The 22,582-nt window shown below is 70.2% G+C and carries 17 protein-coding genes; 10 read left to right on the top strand and 7 right to left on the bottom strand.

Annotated elements, in window-relative coordinates:
* Positions 1-263: 263 nt before the first annotated feature.
* Complete coding sequence (locus CAP_RS11885; RefSeq protein WP_156040715.1) at positions 264-875, top strand: hypothetical protein; 612 nt, start codon at positions 264-266, stop codon at positions 873-875.
* A 198-nt stretch (positions 876-1,073) separates the two neighbouring features.
* Here CAP_RS11885 and CAP_RS11880 read toward each other — a convergent pair whose 3' ends face one another.
* Together CAP_RS11880 and CAP_RS11875 are read right to left on the bottom strand one after the other, a co-directional pair.
* Positions 1,074-2,126, bottom strand: coding sequence for an NHL repeat-containing protein (locus CAP_RS11880; RefSeq protein WP_044239969.1), 1,053 nt, complete (start codon positions 2,124-2,126; stop codon positions 1,074-1,076).
* Between the two features lie 11 nt (positions 2,127-2,137).
* A complete protein-coding gene (locus CAP_RS11875; protein ID WP_044239968.1) occupies positions 2,138-3,640 on the bottom strand; it encodes an Ig-like domain-containing protein in 1,503 nt (500 codons plus the stop codon).
* A gap of 123 nt (positions 3,641-3,763) precedes the next feature.
* Between CAP_RS11875 and CAP_RS11870 the strand changes: the two genes are divergently transcribed.
* From CAP_RS11870 to CAP_RS44305, 3 genes are all read left to right on the top strand, one after another.
* Positions 3,764-4,900, top strand: a complete 1,137-nt coding sequence (locus CAP_RS11870; RefSeq protein WP_156040714.1) for a HEAT repeat domain-containing protein — start codon at positions 3,764-3,766, stop codon at positions 4,898-4,900.
* A 91-nt stretch (positions 4,901-4,991) separates the two neighbouring features.
* Entirely contained in the window at positions 4,992-6,239 is a 1,248-nt protein-coding gene (locus CAP_RS11865) for a HEAT repeat domain-containing protein (protein WP_231511352.1), read from the top strand.
* A gap of 160 nt (positions 6,240-6,399) precedes the next feature.
* Positions 6,400-7,116, top strand: coding sequence for a hypothetical protein (locus tag CAP_RS44305; protein WP_052374861.1), 717 nt, complete (start codon positions 6,400-6,402; stop codon positions 7,114-7,116).
* On the opposite strand, the gene CAP_RS11855 is transcribed toward CAP_RS44305, so the two are convergent.
* From CAP_RS11855 to CAP_RS11840, 4 genes are all read right to left on the bottom strand, one after another.
* The gene (locus CAP_RS11855; protein WP_197041136.1) at positions 7,097-8,980 is read right to left on the bottom strand and encodes an alpha/beta hydrolase; all 1,884 of its coding nucleotides are present in this window, start codon (positions 8,978-8,980) and stop codon (positions 7,097-7,099) included. The genes CAP_RS44305 and CAP_RS11855 overlap by 20 nt on opposite strands.
* Before the next feature lie 61 nt (positions 8,981-9,041).
* Positions 9,042-10,166, bottom strand: coding sequence for a hypothetical protein (locus CAP_RS11850; protein ID WP_044239962.1), 1,125 nt, complete (start codon positions 10,164-10,166; stop codon positions 9,042-9,044).
* 155 nt (positions 10,167-10,321) lie between these two features.
* Positions 10,322-11,782 carry a serine/threonine-protein kinase gene (locus CAP_RS11845; RefSeq protein ID WP_044239960.1) on the bottom strand — a complete coding sequence of 487 codons (1,461 nt, stop codon included), beginning with the start codon at positions 11,780-11,782 and terminating at the stop codon, positions 10,322-10,324.
* A 58-nt stretch (positions 11,783-11,840) separates the two neighbouring features.
* The gene (locus tag CAP_RS11840) at positions 11,841-12,998 is read right to left on the bottom strand and encodes a zinc-dependent alcohol dehydrogenase (protein WP_044239957.1); all 1,158 of its coding nucleotides are present in this window, start codon (positions 12,996-12,998) and stop codon (positions 11,841-11,843) included.
* A gap of 445 nt (positions 12,999-13,443) precedes the next feature.
* On the opposite strand from CAP_RS11840, the gene CAP_RS11835 reads away from it, so the two are divergent.
* Together CAP_RS11835 and CAP_RS11830 are read left to right on the top strand one after the other, a co-directional pair.
* A complete protein-coding gene (locus CAP_RS11835) occupies positions 13,444-16,989 on the top strand; it encodes a pilus assembly protein (protein ID WP_156040713.1) in 3,546 nt (1,181 codons plus the stop codon).
* An 80-nt stretch (positions 16,990-17,069) separates the two neighbouring features.
* Complete coding sequence (locus tag CAP_RS11830; protein ID WP_044239953.1) at positions 17,070-18,899, top strand: glycoside hydrolase family 15 protein; 1,830 nt, start codon at positions 17,070-17,072, stop codon at positions 18,897-18,899.
* Between the two features lie 91 nt (positions 18,900-18,990).
* On the opposite strand, the gene CAP_RS52180 is transcribed toward CAP_RS11830, so the two are convergent.
* Complete coding sequence (locus CAP_RS52180; RefSeq protein WP_044239951.1) at positions 18,991-19,266, bottom strand: hypothetical protein; 276 nt, start codon at positions 19,264-19,266, stop codon at positions 18,991-18,993.
* Here CAP_RS52180 and CAP_RS11820 point away from each other — a divergent pair.
* The 4 genes from CAP_RS11820 to CAP_RS55585 all read left to right on the top strand — a co-directional run bounded on the left by CAP_RS11820 (position 19,265) and on the right by CAP_RS55585 (position 22,421).
* Positions 19,265-20,365 carry a hypothetical protein gene (locus CAP_RS11820; RefSeq protein WP_044239949.1) on the top strand — a complete coding sequence of 367 codons (1,101 nt, stop codon included), beginning with the start codon at positions 19,265-19,267 and terminating at the stop codon, positions 20,363-20,365. The genes CAP_RS52180 and CAP_RS11820 overlap by 2 nt on opposite strands.
* A gap of 133 nt (positions 20,366-20,498) precedes the next feature.
* Complete coding sequence (locus tag CAP_RS11815; RefSeq protein WP_044239948.1) at positions 20,499-21,305, top strand: alpha/beta fold hydrolase; 807 nt, start codon at positions 20,499-20,501, stop codon at positions 21,303-21,305.
* Between the two features lie 114 nt (positions 21,306-21,419).
* Positions 21,420-21,686 (top strand): carboxymuconolactone decarboxylase family protein, encoded by a 267-nt coding sequence (locus tag CAP_RS11810; RefSeq protein WP_044239946.1) that lies wholly within the window; start codon positions 21,420-21,422, stop codon positions 21,684-21,686.
* Between the two features lie 48 nt (positions 21,687-21,734).
* Entirely contained in the window at positions 21,735-22,421 is a 687-nt protein-coding gene (locus CAP_RS55585) for a carboxymuconolactone decarboxylase family protein (RefSeq protein WP_052374859.1), read from the top strand.
* The last annotated feature ends 161 nt before the right edge of the window (positions 22,422-22,582 follow it).

Here is a 22,582-nt window from a genome sequence, read left to right as displayed (position 1 = left end):
GTCACGCAATCGCCGTTCCACATTCTGGACACGCATGTGTCTAATTTTCGACAGCACACATCCAATCACCTCACCCCCTCGCACGCGCTGCACGCGCGGTTTTCCTGCGCCCGAGGGCATACAGTGTGCCGTGAACATTTTCAGATTTTGCATTCTCCCCTATTTACAAATCAGCAATCGCAGAGCAGATTGCGCGGCGGTTGGATGACCCGGACATGGTCGTCCGAGGGCAACCAATCCCCTGTTACGAGGAGGAATGGACAATGGCGGGACCGACTCAACCCGATCCGGGTGAGATGCACATCGACGCGAGCGGCGTGGTCGTGAAGTACGTGGCCAACGCCGACATGCGGAGGGCGCTCAAGCTCAGAGATCAATACGAGAGGGCCATGAACAACCTCATGATCCTCACCCCTTCGCAGATCGATCGGGCCGGGCTGAACCCGGAGGACGTGACCCGGATCCGATCGCGCATCACCGAGTACCACACGGTGATGATGTTCCTCATGGCGTCGCGTCAGATGACGGAGAACCTGCAGCAGACGATCTTCGTCCTGGGGCACGAGATTGCGGCGAGCATTGGCGAGATCACCGCGCAGGCGCGGCGGCGGGCCAAGGTCTCCCCGAATCGGGGCGAGATCCTCAATGCCCTGTCGCCGCTCATCGAGTACCACACGGCGCCCGCGAAGAAGGCCAGGGCCACCCGCCTGAAGAACGAGAGCCAGGAAGGGAAGCCCGCCACGCCTTCCGAGGGCAATGACAAGGCGCCGAAGGTGCCCGGCGCGCTGGCCCGGAGCCGGTCGGCGCAGCTCGCCAGGGCCTCGAACGGCCTGGAAGCTGACGTCGAGGAGGCGCCCGCATCGGCGGCTGGCTGACCTGTCACCACCCGCAGGAGGGCCGCGTCGAGCGCGGGCCTGCTGCACCGACGTCGAGATCCGTCGTCATGACGGAATGAGCTGCCTCTGATACGTGAGGCGGCGAGACCACCGGCGGCGCTCCATGAGCCTCAGGAGCGTTCGCCGGTGGTGCCATTTCGAGAGCAATGACCTGACGAGGTGGACGTGGCCCAGCAATCACTTGGCCACGCGCATCACCCTGTCTCCAAAGGTCTCGACCCAGTAGATGTGGGTGGGGCTGGCAGCGATGCCCTGGGGCCTGTCCTGGCCGTCGGCGAGGACGATGGGGTCGCCGCCGTCGCCGCCGTCGCCGTCCTTGAGCAACATCGAGACCCTGCCCGTGTCGATGTCGGTCCAGTAGATGCTCTGATCGTCGACCACGATGTCGATCGGGTACCCCGCGTCGGCGAGGGTGACCGTGGGGCCACCTTCGCGGGGGGCGCGGGTGATCTGACCTCCGTCGGCGTCTGCCGAGTAGATGCTCGTGGCGTCGACGGCGATCGCCACGGGTCCAAGCTGGTTGGTGGCCACGTAAGAGACGGGCGCGCCGTCCAGCGGGATCCGGGCCACACGGCCCAAGAGCTGGTCCGCGACGTAGAGCACCCCGTCCCGAAGCACGATCTTCCAGGCGGACTCGAAGCCGCCGAGGAGGGTCTCGACGGCGCCGCCCGCGAGGGGCCTTCTCCGGACGGTCCCATTGAAGCTCGTGGAGGCCCAGTAGACGTGGGTGCCGTCCACGGCGATGCCGGCCGGCATGGCCTCGTTGAGCTGCAGCACGTCGAGGAAGCCATCGTCCTTGCCGACGCGGACCACCTGGTTGCTGTTGTAGGTGGCCATGTAGAGGTGGAGGGCGTTGCCCGCGAGGTAGTAGGAGATCCCGCCGACGTAGGCGAGCATCTCTGCGGTGCCTCCGTCGAGGGGAGCCCGCCAGAGGGCGCCGTCGAGGGTGGTCCAGTAGACGTGGGTCTCGTCGACGGTGATGCCGACGGGTTGGCCGTCGGTGGCCGCCACCTCTTCGGGCTGACACCCGGGTGCCTCTCGGTCCGTGCCGCAGAGCGGCGGGAGATCGGTGGGGGTGATGGTGCTGGTGGGGGTGCCGGTCGTGGTGATCGTGCTGGTGGGCGTCGGGGGGGTGTCCGAGCCGTCGTGATCGACGACCACGTTGCCGCCGCAAGCGGCGAGCAGCAGCGATGCGCACGCGGTCACGCGCCGGACAGTGAGGAGGTTCATGGCATCTTCCGTCACTCCGGGCGGCGACGCACCCGGCCGATGGAGCCATCGTAGCGGCCGTCGCGGCGGACGTAGTAGGCGAAGTAGAGCCACTCGGAGCCGTCGTCGAGCCGGGCGAGGCTGGGCTCGCCGATGCTGGAGACGGCGCCGACGCCGCCGACGAGGCCGCCCACGGACAGCTCGGTGCGCACCTCGCTCCAGGACGCGCTCTTGGCAGGATCGCCGCCTTCGTAGTGCGAGGAGACGACGGCGTTGAAGTTCTTGCTGAAGAAGAGGCGGGTGCTCGGCGCGTCGAAGTAGGGCTGGTACTCGGCGACGCCCGGCGCGCTGACGCCCACCCTGGCCGTCGGGGCGAGCGCGGTGTCGGGGAGGGTGCCCGCGGTGGTGGCGAAGAAGAGGTCGCGCTCTTCGTCGGCGGCGACCTCGCTGTCGAACCAGACCTGGCGGCCGCCGAAGGAGGGGTTCGACTGGTGCTGCTCCAGCGGGTTGAGGGGGAGGGTGAGGGGCAGGAAGTCGTCTGTGACGGGCTGGCCCGAGGGGGCGCTGTAGCTGCCGAGGAGGATCTTCTCGCCGAGGGTGGCCTCGACGAAGAAGAGGTCGCTGTAGTTCTGGGGGGCCTGGAGCGGCAGGAACGAGAACAGGAGGGCGGCGCGCTGGGGCTCGGGGGGCTCGGCCTGGGTCGGAGTGCCCACGAAGGAGAAGCCGAAGGGGGCGTAGGTGAAGCCGTCCATGTCGAGGCCGATCACGAAGGGGTCGCCGAAGCTGCCGTCTTCCTGGCGGCGGAAGCCGTAGGCGGCGGTGGGGGGGACGGCATCGCCCGCAGTGGTGATGCCGACGCGGGGGGCGGTGTGGTCGATCTCGGTGGCGGAGCGGATGCGCGAGGCGCCGAGCATGTCGGGGCGCTCGGGGCCGGCGTAGGGGCCGAGGGAGGCAGAGCAGGCGGGGTTCGAGACGGCGCGCGGTTCGCCGCTGCAGCCGGGGAGCGCGGCGCCCGCGAGGCAGCACTGGAGGTCGACGGGCGAGTAGGTGCTGACGATGAGCCAGTTGCCGTCGGGGCTGACCTCGGGGGAGTCCTCGGTGCCGTCGGTGTTGACCAGGCCAGGGACGCGCTCGGGCTGGCCCCAGGTGCTGTCAATCTGAGGGAGGACCACGGCCCAGGCCTCGGCGCGGCGCGCGCCGGAGGTGGCGACGATGCGCACTTCGCCGGTGGCGCCGCCAGCGACGGCGGGGACGACGACGGCGCTGTAGAGGCCCTCGCCATCCTCGACGACGGAGCCCGCGTCGCCGCCCTCGGCCTCGACGGTGATGCTCTTGCCGAGGTCGGGGTTGCCCGCGGCGTCGGTGAGCTGGACGGTGACGCGCACGGGGTTCGGCTGGGAGGCGTCGTCGCGCTCCAGGAAGATGGCGATGTGCCCCGAGGGCTCGGGCGCCGCGCCGTCGTCGTCCGACGAGCACGCCGCAGCCGGGAGCATGACGAGGGCGGTGAGGGAGACCCAGGGCAGGAAGTGGCGCATGGTATCGAACGATATCCGAGTCGACGGCCGGCAGGGGAGGCGGCGCTCCGACGACGCTCCGGCGCGCTCGGGACGGTGCAGCGGCCGTTGACCGCGCAAAGGGGCGCTGGTAGCGCGCGGGCCATGACGCTTCGTTCCGTGATGCTTGCGGTCCTCGCGACGGCCTCCCTCGCAGCTCCCGGCTGTGGCGGCTCCCAGTCGTCCGAAGCGGTGGCGCCGCCTCCGCCTCCTCCCTCGGGCGCCCCGGCGCCGATCCCCTCGGCCGCGCCTGCGGAGGCCGCGCCCGCGCAGGCGGGAGATCCGAAGATCCTCAAGCTGGCGGAGGCCGCCCTCGCGTGCCCTCTCGAAGAGGGGAGGCTCGCGTACGAGTGCGAGGGCTACAAGGCGTGGAGCGAGGAGCAGGACCTCTTCAGCGACCACGAGAAGGCCTGGCCGACACTGCTCGCCATGCTGGAGAGCCCGGACGAGAAGCGCCGCCTGCTCGCAGCCGACAAGTTCTACATGCCGTCGAGCGTGGACGACAAGGCGATGGTGGACCGGGTGGTGGCGGTGCAGAAGAAGGAGACCAACCCTCAGGTCGCCAAGGATCTCGCCAGCCTCCTCGCCCGGATCGACATGGTGAAGCTCGGCCACGGGGACGATCTGCGCGCGCTCGCGAAGCACCCCGAGAAGGAGGTGCGCGAGTCGATCGCGTTCTACCTGCTGCGGCCGCACCAGAACCCGACCACGCTGGAGGTGCTCGGGATCCTGCTGCAGGACCCGGAGCGGGACGTGAAGAGGCAGGCCATCGGCGCGCTGTCGCCGACCACGGACTCGACGGAGGCGGTGTGCAAGATCGTGCGCGAGCAGATGAAGCGCACCGATGACCTGGTGGGCGAGGCGCTGAAGACCGCCTCCAGGACCAGGTGCGAGGGCATCCACGGCGAGGTGATCGACGCGCTCGCGAAGAACACGACGGACGCGACGAAGATCGTGAACGCCGTCGGCGTGGACTATGCGCTGGCCGTGGAGTGGGCGTGCAGGGAGACGCCGAAGCCCGAGGCGAAGAAGAAGGGGTTCGCGGTGGCGAAGAAGCTCACCGACGTGAAGGTGCCCGATGCCAACACGCGCCGGGCCGCGCTCAGCGCGCTGGGGGTCTGCGACGCGGCGGCGGCAACCTCGGTGCTGACCGCGCTCGGCAAGGACAAGGACAAGTACGTGAGCGAGGCGGCCGCGAAGGAGCTCGCCGAGCTGAAGAAGAAGGCGGCGGCGCAGAAGTAGGGGCAGCCGCACGCCGGGAGCCGTCCCCGCGGCCTCCGTGGCGAGGCCGCCTCGGTTGACCTCATCGAGGGGCGCTGGTAGCGCGCCAGACGTGAAGCTTCGTACCCTGGCACGCGTAGCCCTCGTGGCCGCCCCTCTCATGATCGCTGCCTGTCGTGAGGGCCATGCGCCCGAGGGGACGTCGCCCGCGGCTCCCTCCGGTGCGCCCGCGCCTGCGAGCGCGTCGGCGTCGGCGTCGGCCTCCGCGGTCGCCTCCGCACCTCCCGCCGCTCTCGCGTCCCCGTCTGCCGTGCCCAGGCCGGCCGTGGGACCGAGCAACCCTGCGATCCTCAGGCTCGCCAAGGGCGCCCTCTCGTGCAAGTTCACGAAAGACGGCTTCGACGCGGAGTGCCCGCCGTATCTGGCCTGGCGGGACGAGCCGAAGCTCTTCGAGGACATCGGCAAGGCGTGGCCCACGCTGTTCGGCATGCTGGACAGCCCGGACGAGAGGCTTCGCATGCTCGCGATCAAGCATGACATCCCGCCCGCGGACATCGACAGGGCGACGGCGCAGTACCTGGTGGCACTCGTCCAGAAGGAGACCAACGCGTACGTGGCCTCTCAGCTCGGCGGCGCCATGCCCGTGGTCGACATGGTGAAGCTCGGCCTCGGGGAGGAGCTGCGCGCGCTCGCGAAGCACCCCAACGCCAGCCTCCGCGCGGTTTTCGCGTACAGGCTGCTCTCGCACCAGAACGCGGTGACGCTGGAGCTGCTCGGGGGGCTGCTCCAGGATCCCGAACGCAACGTGCAGTCGCAGGCGATCCTCGGGCTGAGCAGGGGGAAGGCGAGCGACGAGGTGTGCGCGGCACTGCGCGAGCAGGTGAAGCGCACCGATGACCTCAAGGCGTACGCCCTCCACATCGCCGCGGGCACCAAGTGCAAGGGCATCAAAGGCGAGGTGATCGCGGCGCTGGAGAAGACCGCGGAGGAGCCGGCCACGTGCAAGGGTGACCTCGGCACGAAATGCGCCCTGGCCCTGCGGGAGGCGTGCAAGGGCGACCTCGGCCTGGACTGCGACCCGGCCGTGCGGGAGACGTGCAAGGTTCCCCTGCCGGAAGCCGACGCGAAGAAGGGGTTCGGCGTCGCGAAGAGGTTCACCGACCCGGGGTGGCCAGACAAGAACACCCGCGCGCTGGCCGTCGAGGCGCTCGGCTGGTGCGATCCGGCGGCGGCCGTGGAACCCCTGACCGCGCTCACCAAGGACCAGGACGAGTACGTGAGAGAGCTGGCCACGAAGGACCTGGCCCTGATGAAAGAGATCGCCGCGCAGAAGAAAGAGAAGCCGGCGACGCAGAAGTAGCCCCGCCATGGCGGCTCGATGCGCTGGTTCGATGGGCCTGGCGCGGGCGTGCCCCCCACGCCAGGTGGTGAGGCCACGGCTCGACGCTTCGAGGGGCAGCAGCCCGGCGCGCCCCGGGGGGCGCCTTGACGCCTGCGGCGGGTCCGCGTGTCATTCGCGCATGAGCACCGCCCAGCCCGCGCGCGCTCCCATCTCGCGCCCCGCGAGCATCGAGGTGCGCTACCTCGATGAAGCCGGGAAGCCGCGCGCGATGGGTTACCGGGCGGCGGGCGCGAAGGACGAGGGCGACGCAGGCGGGCGGCGCGGCACGGAGGGGCGGCAAGGAGAGACCCTGGAGCTGCGCCTGCGGTGGTTCGGGGTGCACCACGCGCTGCTGCTCATCCTGTGCATCTGGTGGGACGCGATCTTCATCCGCACCGGGATACCTCGGCTGATCCTGGACTACGGGGCGAGGGTCGCGGTGCAGGGGCTCGATCCGGGTGGGCCGAAGCTCGTCTTCGTGCTGCTGGCGCTGCTCGCGTACAGCGCGATGTGCGCAGGGGTCACCTACTACACGCTCGCCGGGCTGCTCAACCGGACGCGGGTGGTCGTGGACGGGGAGCGGCTGACGGTGCGCCACGGGCCCGTGCCCTGGAGCCCACGGCGGGTCGTGGACACGCGCACTATCCAGCGGTTCCGGGTGGAGCGCGTGACGGAGTACCGGCCGGGGAGCACCTACGATCTGAACGCGGTGCTCGCGGGCGGGTCGACGGTGCGGCTCCTCCGCCGGACGACGCGGGTGCACGCGCGCTTCGCGGAGCAGGTGCTGAGCGATCACCTGGGGCTCGCAGAGAGCCCGCCGTCGACAGCGAAGGCGGTCAGTAGCGCCAGCTCTTGACGTCGGCGCCCTTCGGGGCGCTCGCGAGCCAGCGGGTGACGAGCTGGGGGATGAAGCGCTCGTGGTAGCGCAGGCGGGAGTGGGCGTTCAGGGTGGTGGGGTCGCCATTCCAGCAGTGGCCGTCGGTGGCGCCGTAGGCGATCACCGCGTCGGAGGCGGGGTTTCTGGTGCTGCGGAGGAAGCACTCGACCCGGGTGACGGCGCCGTCGAGGAAGTAGTTGTCCATGCGGCCGACGTTGATCCAGAGCTTGCCCTGGAGCTTCGGGCCGAGGGTCGCCCAGTCGCGCTCCAGGATGTGGCCGAGGTCGTAGCGGTGCCAGGCCTGCGCCACCTCAGGGTCAATGACGCCCGTGCGTCGGTCATAGAGGCGGCGGGGGTAGCCGTCCGGGCCCACGGGCGAGAAGACGGCCTCCCAGATGTCGAACTGCCCGCCGGAGCGGGAGTGGGTGCCGAGCACCAGTTCGAGGAGGTTGTCCTGCTCCATGGTGGCGACGGTGTAGCCGAGGGGGCCGCGGTTCGCGGGGCGCGGGGTCCTGCGCAGGGGTCCCTCGGACCAGTAGGCATTGCGGTCCTCGTAGATGTTCACCGAGACGAAATGGTGGAAGTCGATGGGGTCGGGGCAGCTCGCGACGGCGCCGTTGTAGTCGTCGGGGTAGAAGATCTGGGCGGCCAAGGCCTCCCAGCCGCCGGTGGAGCCGCCATACATGCCGCGGGCCCAGGGGCCGAGGCCGCGGAAGGTGCGTTCGAGGTGGGGGATCAGTTCGTGGGTGATGGCGTCGCCGTAAGGGCCGAGGTTCTCGGAGTTCACGGCGTAGGAGTCGTCGTAATAGGGGTTGGCGTGCTGGATCTGGACGAGCAGGACGCGGGGGAAGCCAGGGCCCGTCCATTGCTTGTAGAAACGGTGGCCGGCCTCCTGGACGACGCGGCGGTAGCCCAGGGGGGCGCAGCGGGGGCCGTGGCCGTTGGGGCATTCGCGGGCGATGCCTTCGAGGTTCACGGGGGGGAGGTCCGCGTCGGGGGGCTGCTCGCGCCAGCCGAAGAAGCCGCGGTCGAAGTGGGAGTGGAGGATGGCGAGGGGGTAATGCGCGTCGGGGTGGGTGTCCCAGCCTTCGGGCAGGAGGACCTGCGCGCCGAGGTAGGTGTCGCGGCCCCAGAAGCGGGAGAGGCGCTCGCTGCGGATGCGGACGTGCTTGAGGTACTTCGTGTCGCGCATCGGGGGCAGCTCGGGCAAGGCGCGGTCGAGGGTGAGGGCGATGTCGCCGCCGCGCGCGGGGTCGAGGTGCATGCGCACCGGTGCGCTGAGCAGGTTGCCAGGGGCGAGGCTCCACTGCTGTCCTTCGCCGCGGTCGGGGGGGAGCTTGACGGTGTGGCCGTCGCCGCGGCGGAAGGTCTCGTAGCGGTGGAGGAGGGCCTGGACGTGGTAGTCGCCAGGCGGCAGGTCGGCGAGGCGGGCGACGGGGTAGCCGAGGGTGGCGTCGTCGATGACGGCGGGCTTGCCGGGCGCGAGGCTGTCGAGGTCGATGCCGAAGACCTGGGCGGTGTCGTTGGCGCCGGTGACCTGGAACCGAGGCTCTTCGCCAGGGCGGGTGGCGAGGAAGAGCAGGAGGCGGCCGTCGAGGGAGGCGGCGCTCAGCTCGGGGCCGAAGCGCACGGTGAAGCGCAGGGCTGTGGAGGCCTTCGCGTCCGCCAGGGGAGCGCCAGAGGGAGCGCCGGAGGGAGAGGCAGGGGGCTGGGCGGCGGATGGGGATGCGCCAGGGGCTGCGGGGTCAGGGGTGGCCGGTCCGCAGGCGAGGATGGATGCGTAGGTGATGAGCGCGAGGCGGGTGGAAGCGAGGCGGGTGGAAGCGAGGCGGGTGCGGCGCATGGGCGGCTTCTATGGCACGAGGCTCCCGGAACGGCGAGCAGGGCTCCGGACGCGACCCGCGCTACCCGACGATGCGCTGCAGTTCGACGAGTCGGGCCGCCATGCGCGCCCTCACCTTCTCTCTGGGTCGCAGCTCCCGGACGGTCACCTGAATCAGGTGATTCTCGCGGGCGTCGTGGTGGCCCTGGGTGTCGCGCTCCTCGAAATGATGGGCAGGATGCTCGCGTCCGTAGGCCACGCTCAGCGCTCCGTAACCCCGATCCCGGTCGCGGATGTCCTCGGAGAGCAGCAGCTCCAGGGCAGCGCAGGCGTCCGCGACCGCCATGTCGCGGATGCGCGTCGGTCTGCTGAACACGTTCACGAGGCCACAGGGGGCGTTCCTCGCGACGTTCATCGCCCACGCTTCCAGGCTGGTCACCGTGCCGTCATGGTTCATCAGGAGCGAGAAGGAGTGTCCATCTCCCCTGGCGGTGCACTTGACCCAGAGGATGAAGAGCCTGTCGACGTGCTGGAGGCACTGGGTGGCGAGCTGGATGGCCGCGGCTCGGGCAGCAGTCCCCGCGCCGCCTGCGGACTTCTCCGTCTCCAGCCTTCCCAGCAACCGCTGCAGCCCGAGGGCGGTGGGGTGGCAAGCCGTGAAGGTGCTGAGGTCGGCGAGGGCTCCAGGCAGAATCAACGGCCCAACCTCCGGGTCACCCCAGAGGCCCGTGCGGAGCTGCCCGTTTGGGGGCCTCACGCCATTCTCTTTCTCTTCGCTGAACGTCTGGATGACGAGCTGAATCTCGCTCGCCCTGGGGAGCAGCGCTGCGGGATTGTTCGTGAAGACGGGCACGTACGATTTCACGCCCACCCACGTGGGCTTCGTGCTGGCTCTCCTCTGCAATCCCGGCTGCTCAGGGGTGTTCCTGATGTAGTCCGCCAGCCTCGCGGCGAGGGTGCTGAGCGTTTGACGGCCGAAGACGTTCTTCGAACGCCTGGCGATGGTGTCGCACACCTCGGCACCGTCCAGGGCCCCGCCAACCAGGGGGTCGAACCTGGCGATGCAGCGGTCCGCGATGGCCATCAGCTCGTCACACCACCCTGCGCGCTGGGCGTCGCTCATGCCCGTGCACCCGACCACTGCGTAATGTACCCGCTGCGCTGCGATGCTCTGCTTCAACGTGACGAATTCCTGCTTTGTGGCCATACACGCTCCTCGGGCGAGTACCCGGTATCACGACATTTCACGGCTCGTTTCTGCAAGCAGGTCGTGAGGTCGCAATCCAGCAGGCGGTGGGTGGGTGGCTGTGCGTGATCCCGTCGTGCGGAAGCTTGCGCGGATGCGCAGGCCGGGGGCGCGGGCTACGAGCGGGGCTCGAGGTACAGGGTGTCGTCGAGGGGATCGGGGGCGCGCGGGCCGGTGCGGCGGATCTCTTCCTGCTGCTCGGCGTCGCCGAGAAAGAGGCCGTTGAGCTGCTCGATGAACAGCTCCAGGGTCTCGCGGTCGTAGAGGACGAAGCGGATCTCGCGCAGGTGGCTACCGCCGAGGGAGAGGTGCTCCTGCAAGGCGGCGCCCATGGCGTAGGCGCTGGTCTCGGGGCTGACCCTGGCGCGGCCAGTGCCGAGGGCGGGGAAGGCGAGGGAGCGCAGGCCAAGCTCCTCGGCGAGCAGGAGGGCGCGCTGGGAGGCGCGGCCGATGCAGGAGGCCTCTTTCCAGGCGCTGACGGCATGGAGGACGTAGCGGCAGGAGAGCGCGCCGCCGCTGGTGGCGACGCACTCGCCGAGGGCACGGTGGCCGCCACGCAAGGCCTCGTCCTCGATGGCCTGGCCACCCTTGCGGCGGAGGGCGCCAGCGACGCCGTCGCGCATGAGCATCTCGTCGGTGGCGGAGTTGACGATGCCCTCGGCGGTGACCTCGGCGATGTCGGCGAGGATGCAGTCGATGCGGATGGGGCCGATCTGGAAGGCGCCCTGGCCGAGGTAGACGGCGGGCGGGAGCTGGGGGCCGATGTCGCGGGAGAGGGCCGCGAGCTGGCGCAGGGGGGCGTTCGCAGAGGCGAAGCGCTGCTCGGGGGAGCGCTCCAGCATGCGGGAGAGGACGTGCTGGAAGTAGGCCTCGTGGGGAGAGCGGGCGGCGGGGAAGGTGAGCGGGGCGTCGCCGAGGATCTCGGCAGGGAGCTTGAAGGGAGGGGTGCCGTAGTGGAGGTCGTAGGCGGTGGCGCCGAGCGAGTAGATGTCGCACTGGCGGGTGGGGGGCGCGCCGCGCAGCACCTCGGGGGCGACGAAGCGGAGGGTGCCGCCGATGGTGCGGCCACCGCCGCGGCGCGCCTGGGCAATGCCGAAGTCGCCGAGACGGATGCCGGTCTGGGGTGAGCCGAAGAGGTTGGAGGGCTTGATGTCGCGATGGAGGACGCCGGTCTGGTGGGCGCTGTGGAGGGCGCCAGCGATCTCGGTGACGGCGCGGCAGACGTACCAGAGGGGCAAGCCGTGGCCGAGGGCAGCCCGGCGGCGGCGTTCGAGCTCGGCGAGGTCGAGGCCGTCGACATACTCCTGGGCGAGGTAGGGGACGCGGCCCTGGGCGGCGGAGACGACGCCGACGTCGACGGGGCGGACGACGCCGGGGCTCGGGATGCGCGCCATGAGGCGGGCCTCGCCGCGGAGCTGGTGGAAGGCTTCGTCAGGGTCGCCGACGTCGAGCAAGGTCTTGAGGACCACCGGGGCGCCAAGCTCGCGGTGCCGCGCCAGCCATACCCGGCTCATGCCCCCTTCGCTGAAGGGTCCCCACACCTCGAATACACCCCAGGAGGTGCCGGTCAGATCCATGACGCCGCCCTGCCCGGGAGGGTAGTCCGGGCAGGGCGGCGCCGAAAGGGGCAGGGCGTCAGGGCTTGAGGACCACCTTCACGCAGTCGTCTTCCTTCTTGTTGAAGATCTCGTAGCCGTGCGGCGCCTCGGCGAGGGGCAGGCGGTGGGTGATGATGTCGTCGGTGCGGAGCTTGCCGGTGCGGATGAGCTCCATCAGCTCGTCGACGTAGTTCTGGGCGAGGGCCTGTCCGGCCCACATGCGCAGGCCCTTGTCGAAGAACTGGCCGATCGGGAAGTTGTCGTAAGGCATGCCATAGACGCCGACGACGGAGACCATGCCGCCACGCCGCACGGCGGAGAAGCAGGTCTCCAGGACCTCGATGGAGCCGACCTGGCCGTGGATGACGTTGGCGAGCTTCTTCCAGATGCTGCGGCGCGCTTCCATGCCCACGGCGTCGATGCAGACGTCGGCGCCGCGTCCCTCGGTCATGGCGCGGATCGCTTCGACAGGGTCGTCCTTGGCGCCGTTGATGCCCTCGGCCTTGGAGGCGCGGCGGGCCGTCTCGACGCGGTACTCCTCGATGTCGACGCCGATGACGCGGCCGGCTCCCTTGATCCAGGCGGACTTCATCGCCATCAGGCCGACCGGGCCGCAGCCGAAGACGGCGACGGTCTCGCCCCCCTTGAGCTGCGCCTGATCGACAGCCGTCCAGCCGGTGGGGAGGATGTCGGTCAAGAAGAGCACCTGCTCGTCGCTCAGCCCATCCGGGACCTTGCGCGGGCCGACGTCGGCGTAGGGCACGCGCACGTACTCCGCCTGGCCGCCGTCATAGCCGCCGTAGAGGTCCGTGTAGCCGAAGAGGGCGCCGCCCTTCTCGGTGAGGAGGCCGCCCTCGGGGCCGTAGTGCTTGGGGTTCGAGTTCTGGCAGTGAGGCGGGAGGTGGTGCGCGCAGAAGAAGCACTGTCCACACGCGATGGGAAAGGGCACGACCACCCGGTCGCCGCGCTTCAGGGTGGTGATGTCGGCGCCGACTTCCTCGACGATGCCCATGAACTCGTGGCCGAGCGTCATGCTGCGCGGCTGAGGGAAGAGGCCGTTGTAGATGTGCAGATCCGAGCCGCAGATGGCCGTCGCGGTGACCTTCAGGATGACGTCGCGGGGATGCTCGATGCGCGGGTCGTCGACGTTGTCGACGCTGACGTGCTTCGGCCGATGAAATACGAGAGCCTTCATGGTTCCTCCTGGTTGGTCCTGGCTCTCACGTCCGGAGTGAGCCTCCAGCATGAGACGGAGTGGCGCCGCCGGTTTGCGCCCGGCTCCAGGCGCAGGACCGCCGCCTTCCGGGAACCTGGGACGATTTGTTCGATCCGAAAGTGTCCCGGTGTCCGAAACGAGAAGGCGCGCCGGCGCCGAGGGCAGCATGGTGCCGTACGGTCAATGCAGTGGTCGCCGGACTTGCGGAGGGCGACACCGGCAGAGGCGCGGGTGGACGGATCGCGGCGTGGGGAGGTCCGGTGCCGTGACCTGGTTGCAGGGTACCGCAAGCTGGTCAATCCGCCGGTCGTGGGGAGCGGTGGCGGGCGTGGGAGGGGCGCACGGTGAGGGCGTGATCTCGCGCTTCACGGCTCCTGCCGCCGGGGCATGTCGCTTGCTCGAAGGGTCTGCGGAGGTTCCCTTCATGCGAGGTATCCCCGAGGTGCTGCCGTTCGTCGGCGGCATGGGCGCGCTGGTGTTCCATGCGGCAGCGGTACAGGCGCAGATCGACGTCGAGCCGCCGGCGCCGAACGTGTTGCTCTTGCTGGACACCTCCGGCTCGATGGAGCGCACGGTCGCAGGCGGCCTGCCGGTGTGCGCGCCGCTCGGGGTGCCACCTCCCGAGGGAGAGCGCAGCCGGTTCACCAACGTGGTCGAGGCGCTGACGGGGCCCGTGGCCGGGTTCTCATGCCTGGCGCAGCGACGCACCGAGGCGCCCTTCGTGGCCGAGTACAGGGTCGGAGGTGTCGATCCGTACGACCGCGGGTACTACCTGCCATTCCACCGGATCCTGTCGCACGGGTGCGCGAAGGGTCCAGGGGCGACAGGGATTGTGGAGCATGCGTACACGAGCCCCTCCACGCCTTGTGCGACGCCGTTCGCTGCGCTCGGGTCAGGGTTCCTGGACACGGCGCAGGATCACGTGCGGTTCGCGCTGATGACGTTCGATACGCTGCCGCATGCGGGGACGGGCTGGGCGGGGGCGCCCCATGCAGGGAGCGGGGTGGAGGGGATGTGGAGCTACTTCCCGGGGTTCCAGGGAAGCGGTCAGGCCACGCAGGGGAGCCTGCCGGGCTGCGCGCCGCGCGATTTCGAGGTGGGCGCGAAGAACCCGGCAGCGCCTCCGTGGGAGGGGCCGCTCGTGCCGTTCCCTGCGTCGGACGCGGAGGTGGCGGTGCTGCGCGCGCAGAGCGCGAAGGTGCAGGAGATGCTGCTCGCGGTGCGGCCGTACGGCGCGACGCCGGTCGCGGCGATGCTCGCCGATGCGCGCGATTACCTGCTGCACGACGACACCACCTGGGAGGGCGCGCCACTCGGGCCGAGGAGCGATCCGTGCGTGCAGAACGGGTCACGGGCGATGTACATGGTGCTGATCTCGGACGGGGAGCCCAACCTCGATCTGCGGCCGGAGTGCGCGGCGACGGCAGGGGCTGGGCCGGAGGGGAACGGGTGTCCGCACGAGGCGCCGCACGTGATCGCGGCGTCGCTCCGGGCAGCGGGGATCAAGACGTTCGCGGTCGGGTACAGCCTGTCGGCGCAGGCGGGGATGGCGTGCGAGGACATCGACGCGGGTTCGTTCGGGCCCGGGGGGGTGTGCGCGGCGCCGTCGGGCCCTGTGGCGGCGTGCTGCGCGCTCGCGCGCATCGGGCTCGCGGGGGGCACCGGGGGCGGCAAGTTCCCCGACAGCGGCGCCGAGCTGTCCGCGGCGCTGGGAGAGATCCTGGCGGAGATCGCCCAGCCCACGAGCCGCACCTTGCCGGTGCTGTCGTGGGCTCCGGCTACGGGCGGGGGCGCGGCTGCGACGACGTTCCAGATCGCGTCGTCGCTGAACCCTGGGCCCGAGGCGCGGTGGACCGGGAACCTGGAGCGGAAGCGGCACGTGTGCGAGGTGCAGAACGGGACGCTCGCCGCGGTGCCGCAGCCCGTCGAGGCAGAGGCCGGGGACGATTTCGGCGCGAACCTCGCGGCTGCAGGGCCCGCAGGGCGGCGGCTGTTCACGGTGCTCGGGGCGAGCGCTCCTGTGGCGTCGGACCGCAGCGTGCGGCCGCACCTCGCCGTCGACGATGGGCTGGGGCTGGTGGGAGGTGCCATGACGGGTGGTGGGCCGGCGGCATCCGCGGATTTCGTGGCCGCGGTGGCTGCGGCGCCGCGGGCGCTGGGGCTCGATCCGGGAGGGCCGCTGCCGTCCGCCTGCGCGACGGTGGGAGGTGACACGGCGGGGAGCTGCGCGGAGCGGGTGCTGCGCTGGGAGATCGGCGAAGGGGTGCCAGGGATGGACGCGGCGGCGACGCGGGAGGGGCGGGCGCTCGGGGCGATCTACCACGCGACGCCAGCGGTGGTCGGGGCGCCCCGCGAGCTGGTGCTCGACGAGGCGTACGCGCGCTTCGCCGCGGCACACGCGACACGCGCCACGGTGCTCTACGCAGCGACCACGGATGGTCAGCTCCACGCGTTCCAGGTGGCGCCTGGTGATGCGGCCGATCCGCTGCAGGTCGAGGCGCGGGAGAACAACGAGCTGTGGTCGTTCTTCCCGCCCCACGTGCTGCCGCGGCTGCCGGCAGCGCACGGCGTGCAGGTCGATCTGCTCGACGGGACGCCGACGGTGAAGGACATCGTCTTCACACGATCGCGCGCGCAGGCGCTCGCCGCGGCCTCGGATGCGGGGGCGGCGTACCGGACCGTCCTGGTGGCGGGCGGTGGTGCGGCCGGGGGCTTCTACTACGCGCTCGACGTCACCGAGCCGAAGGCGCCGGTCTTCCTGTGGCAGCTCTCGACCGATGCTGGAGGGCGGCCGCTCTTCGGAGAGACGGCGCCGCAGCCGGCGGTCGCGCTGCTGGAGATCGAGGAGGCCGGCGAGGTGCGCGAGGTGGGGGTGGCGATCCTCGCAGGAGGCGCGGCACCGGTGGGAGACGGGGCGTGCGCGCGGCAAGCGCCAGCGGGGTCGCTCGTGGCGGCGTCGAGTCCATACCAGCCGCGCGCTGCGGGGCGCTGCTGGGGAGGCGCCGGGAGCGGTGAGCCGGTGGGTGCGTCGCGGTCGCTCACCGTGGTGCGCCTCGATACGGGCGCGGTCGTGAGGTCCTTCCGGGGCGAGGTGGCCGAGGCGCCGCCGGGACTCGCGGCCCGGGTGACCGTTGCGCCCTTCGACGCACCGCTGACGGGCGCGCCGGTCGCTTACCCAGGGCAGCCAGGGCAGGTCGCCGACCGCATCTACGTCGGTGACGCCGACGGTGCGCTGTGGCGTGTCGATGTGTCGCGGCCCGATCCCGAGACGTGGTCGGCAGCGCTGGCGTGGGATGCGTATTCGTTGCCCGGCGACGGTCCGCTCGGCGGGCAGCCCATCGACACCACGCCGGTGATCAGCGTCGATGGGGTGGGAGATCCGGTGATCCTGCTCTCCACGGGCGATCAGCAGGCGTTCACGGCGAGCGATGCGGTGGAGACGCGGCTGTGGTCGCTCTCGGAGGCGTCACTCGGCGGCCAGGTGTCGCTGCGGGGCCTCTGGCACTGGCAGTTCGTGGCGGGCAAGCGGGTGACAGGCCCGCTGTCGCTGTTCGATGGCGCGGTGTACTTCGCGACGTTCGCGCCGGGCGCAGGAGGTGCAGCGCAGTGCACGGGGGGCGCGGGGGCGATCTGGGCGCTCGATTATCTCACGGGCGCAGCGCGGCTGCCGTCGTCCGCCGATCCAGGGCTGCTCGTCGCGTATGAAGAGCAGCCGCCGAACACGGTGGTCTTCGGGGTGGCGGTGGCACAGACGCCGACCTGCTACGAGACCCTCAGCGTCGGTGGGGGCTACTTCGGGCCGGCCACCGTGTTCTCGTCGATGACCACGCCAGCGTACGCGCTGGTTTACCACACCGGCGCGGCAGGCCCGGAGGACGCCGAGGGAGCGCGGACCCGGAGTTCGAGCCGCGCGCTTCCACCACCCGCCGTGGGAGCGAGCCTGCGCGCCTGGGCGAGTGTGGTGGAGTGATCGAGGTTCCTGGCGGCAGTTGCCGGGTCCCCCTTACGGGCGCTGATCCGAAGCCGGGCTACCCTGGCAGGGCGAACCTCATGCCCTACAAGCCCATCGAGTCCTACGGCGTCATCGGAGACATGCACTCGATCGCACTGGTCGGCATGGATGGCTCCATCGACTGGTGCTGCCTGCCCCACTTCGATTCGCCCAGCATCTTCGCGGCCATCCTCGACAGCGAGAAGGGCGGGCATTTCCAGATCGTGGCGACCCACGAGGCGTCGTTCAAGCAGATGTACCTGCCGGACACGAACGTCCTCCTGACCCGCTTCCTGGGCGCCGACGGGGTGGGCGAGGTGTGCGACTTCATGCCCGTGCACCGGGATCAGTCCGGCAACTACAAGCACGGGATGCACCAGATCGTGCGCATCGTCCGCGCGGTCCGGGGCAAAGTCCACTTCCGGCTCACCTGCCGGCCCGCGATGGATTTCGCCCGCAGGCCTCACAAGGTGATCCTGGAGGCCGAGGGGGCCATCTTCGACTCCGATGGCGTCGACGTGGCCCTGCTCAGCCCGGTGCCGCTGGAGCTGGACGAGGAGGGTGGGGTCACCGCCGAGTTCGTGGTGGAGGAGGGTCAGTCGGTGACCTTCGCGCTGAGGCAAGCGGAGGACTGGACGACGAGCGATGGGCTGCTGTCACAGCCCATCGATGGCGAGGAGGCACGCTCGCGCACCACGCAGTTCTGGCGAAGCTGGATCAGCAAGTCCCACTACAAGGGTCGCTGGCGGGAGATGGTCAACCGCTCGGCGCTGGTGCTGAAGCTGCTGACCTTCGAGCCCACGGGCGCCATCGTGGCGGCCGCGACCACGAGCTTGCCCGAGGAGCTCGGTGGCGTCCGCAACTGGGACTACCGCTACGTGTGGATCCGCGACGCAGCCTTCACGCTCTACGCCTTCCTGCGCCTCGGGTTCACCGACGAGGCGAAGCAGTTCATGGAGTGGCTGCGGGTCCGCGTGTCCGAGCAGGACGGGTCGAGCGGTCCGCTCCAGCTCATGTACGGCGTCGACGGGAGGCACGATCTGCCGGAGGTCGACCTGGATCACCTGGACGGCTACCGAGGCTCGCGGCCAGTGCGCGTCGGCAACCACGCGCGCACCCAGCTCCAGCTCGACATCTACGGTGAGCTGATCGATTCGGTCTACATCTACGACCGGCACGGGACGCCGATCTCCTACGACTTCTGGTGCGATCTGCGGCGCATGGTGGACTGGGTGATCGACAACTGGGAGCGCCCCGACGAAGGGGTGTGGGAGGTGCGCAACGGGCAGCGGCAGTTCGTCTACTCGAAGGTGCAGTGCTGGGTGGCGCTGGACCGCGCGCTCCGCATCGCGGACAACCGTTCCTTCCCGCTCGACCGGCAGCGCGTCCTCGCGGCACGCGACCGGATCTACGAGACCATCATGGAGCAGGGCTGGGACAAGGAGCGCAACACCTTCGTGCAGGTCTTCGGGGAGAACGCGCTCGACGCGAGCAACCTGGTGATGCCTCTGATGCGCTTCATCGCGCCCTCCGATCCCCGCATGCAGGGGACGCTGGATCGGACCCTGGAGCAGCTCGTGAGCGACAGCCTGGTGTACCGCTACGAGCTGGACAAAGGGGATGGGGTGGGCGACGGGCTGAGCGGCAAGGAGGGGACGTTCAGCATCTGCACCTTCTGGCTGGTGGAGGCGCTGGCGCGCGCCGGCAGGCACTCGCAGGCGCGCTTCATCTTCGAGAAGATGCTCACCTACGCCAATCACCTGGGCCTGTACTCGGAGCAGATCGGCCACAGCGGGGAGGCGCTCGGCAACTTCCCCCAGGCGCTGACCCACCTCGGGCTGGTGAGCGCTGCCTTTTACCTGAACCGGGTGATCGGTACGGAGGAGTAGCGCGCTGCCCTGGTGCGCCCGCGCCACGTCCGGAGTAGATTCGGGACGTGCGCCGCTGCGCTGCCGTCCTCCTCGCTGCGCTCGTCTCCTGTCAGGAGAACGCGCCGGAGCATGACCCCCCGCTGGCGGCGTCCACCTCCAGCACCGCCGCAGTGCCTCTCGGTTCGGCGGCTTCGACCACGTCGGCCGCATCGGCCGCGTCGGGCACGCCACGCGCTGGCGCAGCTCCCTCCACGAGCGCGTCGACGTCGGCGAGCGCAGCTCCCTCCGCGAGCGCAACACCAGGCGCGGCGCCTTCGACGAGCGCGGAGGTGGGTGAGGTGGCAGAGGAGTGCCGCCTGCGCCGTGGTCCCCTCCTGCTCTCCATGGCCGGGCCCACCTTGCTGATCCCTCGCCCCGGCGTCAGCGGGGAGATGCAGGTGCTCTTCAACCGCAACGGCGTGGCGCACGAGGTGGCGCCCTCGTTCCCGCTGCTCGCTCCGGCGCCGCCCCGCAGCGCCGCGGCGCCCCCCGTGTTGCCCCCGCCCGGTCCCGCGCCACCTGCAGCGCCACCTCCGCCGCCGCCCGAGCGCGCCACCTGGCCCGCCTGCACAACGGCAGGACGCTTCATGTACTGCATGGATCTGCAAGGAGACCTCCGGCGCAGCGCCATCGCAGGAGGGGAGGTCAAGACCATCGCCGCCGGGCGCAAGGGTGCCGGGATCGCCGCCGCGGTGCTGCCCGAGGATCACACTGTGGTGGCCTTTCTCGGCGACCGGAAGACCACCGAGGGCGTGGTCACGCAAGCGTTCGTTGTGCTCGATGACGGCGGCGCCATCCCGCTCTCGGAGGAGGGGGCCGGCGCCACGTTCGTGACGATGGTGCCCTGGAAGCAGGGCGCCCTCGCCATGTACATCGACGCGCGCGCGGCGCTCACGCCAGTCCACGCGCGGACGTTGCACCGCAGCGCGCAAGGCAAGCTGGAGCTGGGGCCCGACGCGGTGATCTTCGTGGGCGGTGGTTACGAGAGCCGGATGATGGGCGCGGTGGCGCACGGCGCGGGCGGGGAGGCCTTCGCGCTGATCCCGACCTCCCACAGCATGTCGGGCTTCGGGATGGCGACGGTCCGGATCGATGATCCCCCCCGGGTCGATGCGCACGTCACCTGGTCGATGTACCCGAACGGTCTCAGTCCAGCCCCCGTGGCGGCGCTCCGCGGTCCCGGGCCCACGCGGGTGGCGCGCGCTCGGCCAGCGTCACGGGAACCGGGGGCCAAGGCCGTGCTGGAGCTGGGGCGTCTCCGCGAGGATGGAACCTTCGCACCTCAATGCATCGCCGCCGAGGCAGCCTCGTTCACACACCTCGCCCTGGAGCCAGACCGGGATGGCACGGTCTGGCTGGCGTACACGACGGGCGAGGGCACCTGGGTCGAGCACCGGGGCGGCGTGACGGCCCGATCAGGGGGTCCCGGGAGGCGCACCCCCTGAAGCGCGCCACCGCCGGTCAGGTTGCTTGCATGCACTTGTGGTAGGCGTGGGACAATCCCAGGAAAGCACTCGTTGGCGGCCTCCACCAGCCCAGTCACCCTCCCCGTTTCGAGTTCTGCGATCAGGAGATTTCATGCCGAGAGTCAACGTGCGCGGCTGCGAGCTCTATTACGAAGATTCACAGGCCAAGGGGGAAGCCGTGGTCTTCGTGCACGGGGTCTGGATGAGCAGCCGCTTCTTTCGCCACCAGCAACTCGCGCTCGGGACACGCTACAGGGTCGTGATTCCCGACATGCGCGGCCACGGGCGCTCGTCGCAAGTGCCCGTGGGACACACCGTGCCGACCTATGCACGGGATCTGCATGACCTGATCGAGGCGCTGCAGCTCGGGGGCGTGGTGCTCGTGGGCTGGTCGATGGGCTGCATGGTGATCTGGGATTACCTCCTGCAGTTCGGCGCGCAGAACGTCCGCGCGATCGTGCTCATCGACCAGTCGCCCTGCGACTTCAAGAGCGATGACTGGCCCTTCGGCGCGTTCGACCTGGCGAGCATCACCGCGATCATGAACCAGGTGCAGACCGACCGTGACGGCTTCGTGAACGACCTGATCTCGCTCATGGCCGCCGATGTACCGACCGAGGCGACGCGCCAGTGGATGTTCGACGAGGTGACCAGGCCCTCGGAGGCGATCGCCAGCGCCATCCTCTTCGACCAGACGATGCGCGACTACCGCCCGATGCTCGAGCACATCACCGTCCCCTCGCTGGTGGTCTGCGGCGGCAAGGACAAGCTGATCCCGGTCGCCGCCAGCGAGCACATGGCCCACCAGATTCCTGGAGCGAAGCACCTGGTGTTCGATAACAGCGGGCATTGCCCGTTCCTGGACGAGCCGGAGCGGTTCAACGAGGAGATCGATCAGTTCATTCAATCGCTGCCCTGAGCCCTGCCCGACGAGGGCAGAGGCTCACGGGAGCGCGCCACGATGGCCCGTGGTCCGCACCCCGTGGCGCGGACGGACGGTGACAGGCTCCCCTGACCTCGATAGGCTCGATGCATGGCGTGGATCCAGACCATCGACGTGGCCGAGGCGCAGGGGGAGCTGCTCGACACCTACCGGACGATGATGGCGCGCCCCCTGCCGGCGGCCTACCGTCCGCCCCATGGTGGCGCCCCCGGGATCATCCGCGCGCACAGCCTCGACCCGTCGTTGATGAAGGCCGTGTTCGGCGCCTCGGGCGCGCTGCACAAGGGACCACTCTCGTCGGCAGAGTACGAACTCATCGCGGCCGTCACGTCGCGCATGGGGCAGTGCCTCTACTGAACGACCGCTCACGCAGAGTTTCTGCGTGCAGTGACTGGTGAGGAGAAGGTGGCCGCGCAGGTGCTGCGCGACCCGAGGGGGCTCGTGCTGCCGCCGCGAGAGCGGGCACTGTCCGGGCTCGCCGCGTTGCTGGCGGAGGCCCCATGGACGCTGGAGGACGAGGACGTGGACCGTCTCCGCGCGGCAAGCCTCTCCGACGAGGAGATCGCCCACGCGGTGGCCATCGTCGGGATGTTCAGCCACTTCACGCGCGCCGCCGATGCGACGGCCATCGCACCTGACTACACGTCGCCGCTGCCGCGGCTGGAGATCGACATGTCCCGCGAGCCCCTCCCGCGACCGGCGCCGGAGGACTGGCCGCGGCGCCCTGCACGCCTGCGGTTCGATCGGTTGCTGCCAGACATCGCGGGTGGGTTCGCACGCTGGCGGGACTACGTCTTCACGGCCACTGCCGCCCTGTCGGAGCAGGACCGGGCGACGCTGGCGCGCGCGGCTGCGTTCCAGCTCTGCGACGCGGGCGCGCTGTCCGAGCATGCGCACGCGAGCCCGAGCTCACCGCGCGAGGAGACGCTCGCTGGCTTCGCGGAGAAGCTCACCCTGACCCCGTGGCGGATGGAGCAAGCCGACGTCGAGGCGCTGCGCAGCATCGGTCTCGATGACCGCGCGGTCCTGCATGCCATCGCCGTGGTGGGTTACCAGAACCAGGCCTCGCGGGTCCGCCTCGCCCTCGGGTGATCGTTGCGACAGCCCGCGGCTCCGACGTGAGTACTCCTGATTCCAGGGCTCACTGAACCGGCAGATGACCGTGCAGGCATTGTCCCGAGGGTGAGCAGAGAGCCCCCCTCGGGCAATGCAACGGTCCTTCAGACGATTCCGATCTCGGTGGGTATCGAGGG

Origin of the sequence: Chondromyces apiculatus DSM 436 (assembly GCF_000601485.1) — a bacterium.
In the GTDB taxonomy this organism is placed as follows: Bacteria; Myxococcota_A; Polyangia; order Polyangiales; family Polyangiaceae; genus Chondromyces; species Chondromyces apiculatus.
This window is presented reverse-complemented; position numbering and strand designations above follow the sequence as displayed.

Bases quoted from the DNA above. Each gene is read 5' to 3' on its own strand.
- CAP_RS11885 (WP_156040715.1), top strand. From the start codon at position 264: ATGGCGGGACCGACTCAACCCGATCCGGGTGAGATGCACATCGACGCG.
- CAP_RS11880 (WP_044239969.1), bottom strand. From the start codon at position 2,126: ATGAACCTCCTCACTGTCCGGCGCGTGACCGCGTGCGCATCGCTGCTG.
- CAP_RS11875 (WP_044239968.1), bottom strand. From the start codon at position 3,640: ATGCGCCACTTCCTGCCCTGGGTCTCCCTCACCGCCCTCGTCATGCTC.
- CAP_RS11870 (WP_156040714.1), top strand. From the start codon at position 3,764: ATGACGCTTCGTTCCGTGATGCTTGCGGTCCTCGCGACGGCCTCCCTC.
- CAP_RS44305 (WP_052374861.1), top strand. From the start codon at position 6,400: ATGAGCACCGCCCAGCCCGCGCGCGCTCCCATCTCGCGCCCCGCGAGC.
- CAP_RS11855 (WP_197041136.1), bottom strand. From the start codon at position 8,980: ATGCGCCGCACCCGCCTCGCTTCCACCCGCCTCGCTTCCACCCGCCTC.
- CAP_RS11850 (WP_044239962.1), bottom strand. From the start codon at position 10,166: ATGGCCACAAAGCAGGAATTCGTCACGTTGAAGCAGAGCATCGCAGCG.
- CAP_RS11845 (WP_044239960.1), bottom strand. From the start codon at position 11,782: ATGGATCTGACCGGCACCTCCTGGGGTGTATTCGAGGTGTGGGGACCC.
- CAP_RS11840 (WP_044239957.1), bottom strand. From the start codon at position 12,998: ATGAAGGCTCTCGTATTTCATCGGCCGAAGCACGTCAGCGTCGACAAC.
- CAP_RS11835 (WP_156040713.1), top strand. From the start codon at position 13,444: ATGCGAGGTATCCCCGAGGTGCTGCCGTTCGTCGGCGGCATGGGCGCG.
- CAP_RS11830 (WP_044239953.1), top strand. From the start codon at position 17,070: ATGCCCTACAAGCCCATCGAGTCCTACGGCGTCATCGGAGACATGCAC.
- CAP_RS11820 (WP_044239949.1), top strand. From the start codon at position 19,265: ATGGCCGGGCCCACCTTGCTGATCCCTCGCCCCGGCGTCAGCGGGGAG.
- CAP_RS52180 (WP_044239951.1), bottom strand. From the start codon at position 19,266: ATGGAGAGCAGGAGGGGACCACGGCGCAGGCGGCACTCCTCTGCCACC.
- CAP_RS11815 (WP_044239948.1), top strand. From the start codon at position 20,499: ATGCCGAGAGTCAACGTGCGCGGCTGCGAGCTCTATTACGAAGATTCA.
- CAP_RS11810 (WP_044239946.1), top strand. From the start codon at position 21,420: ATGGCGTGGATCCAGACCATCGACGTGGCCGAGGCGCAGGGGGAGCTG.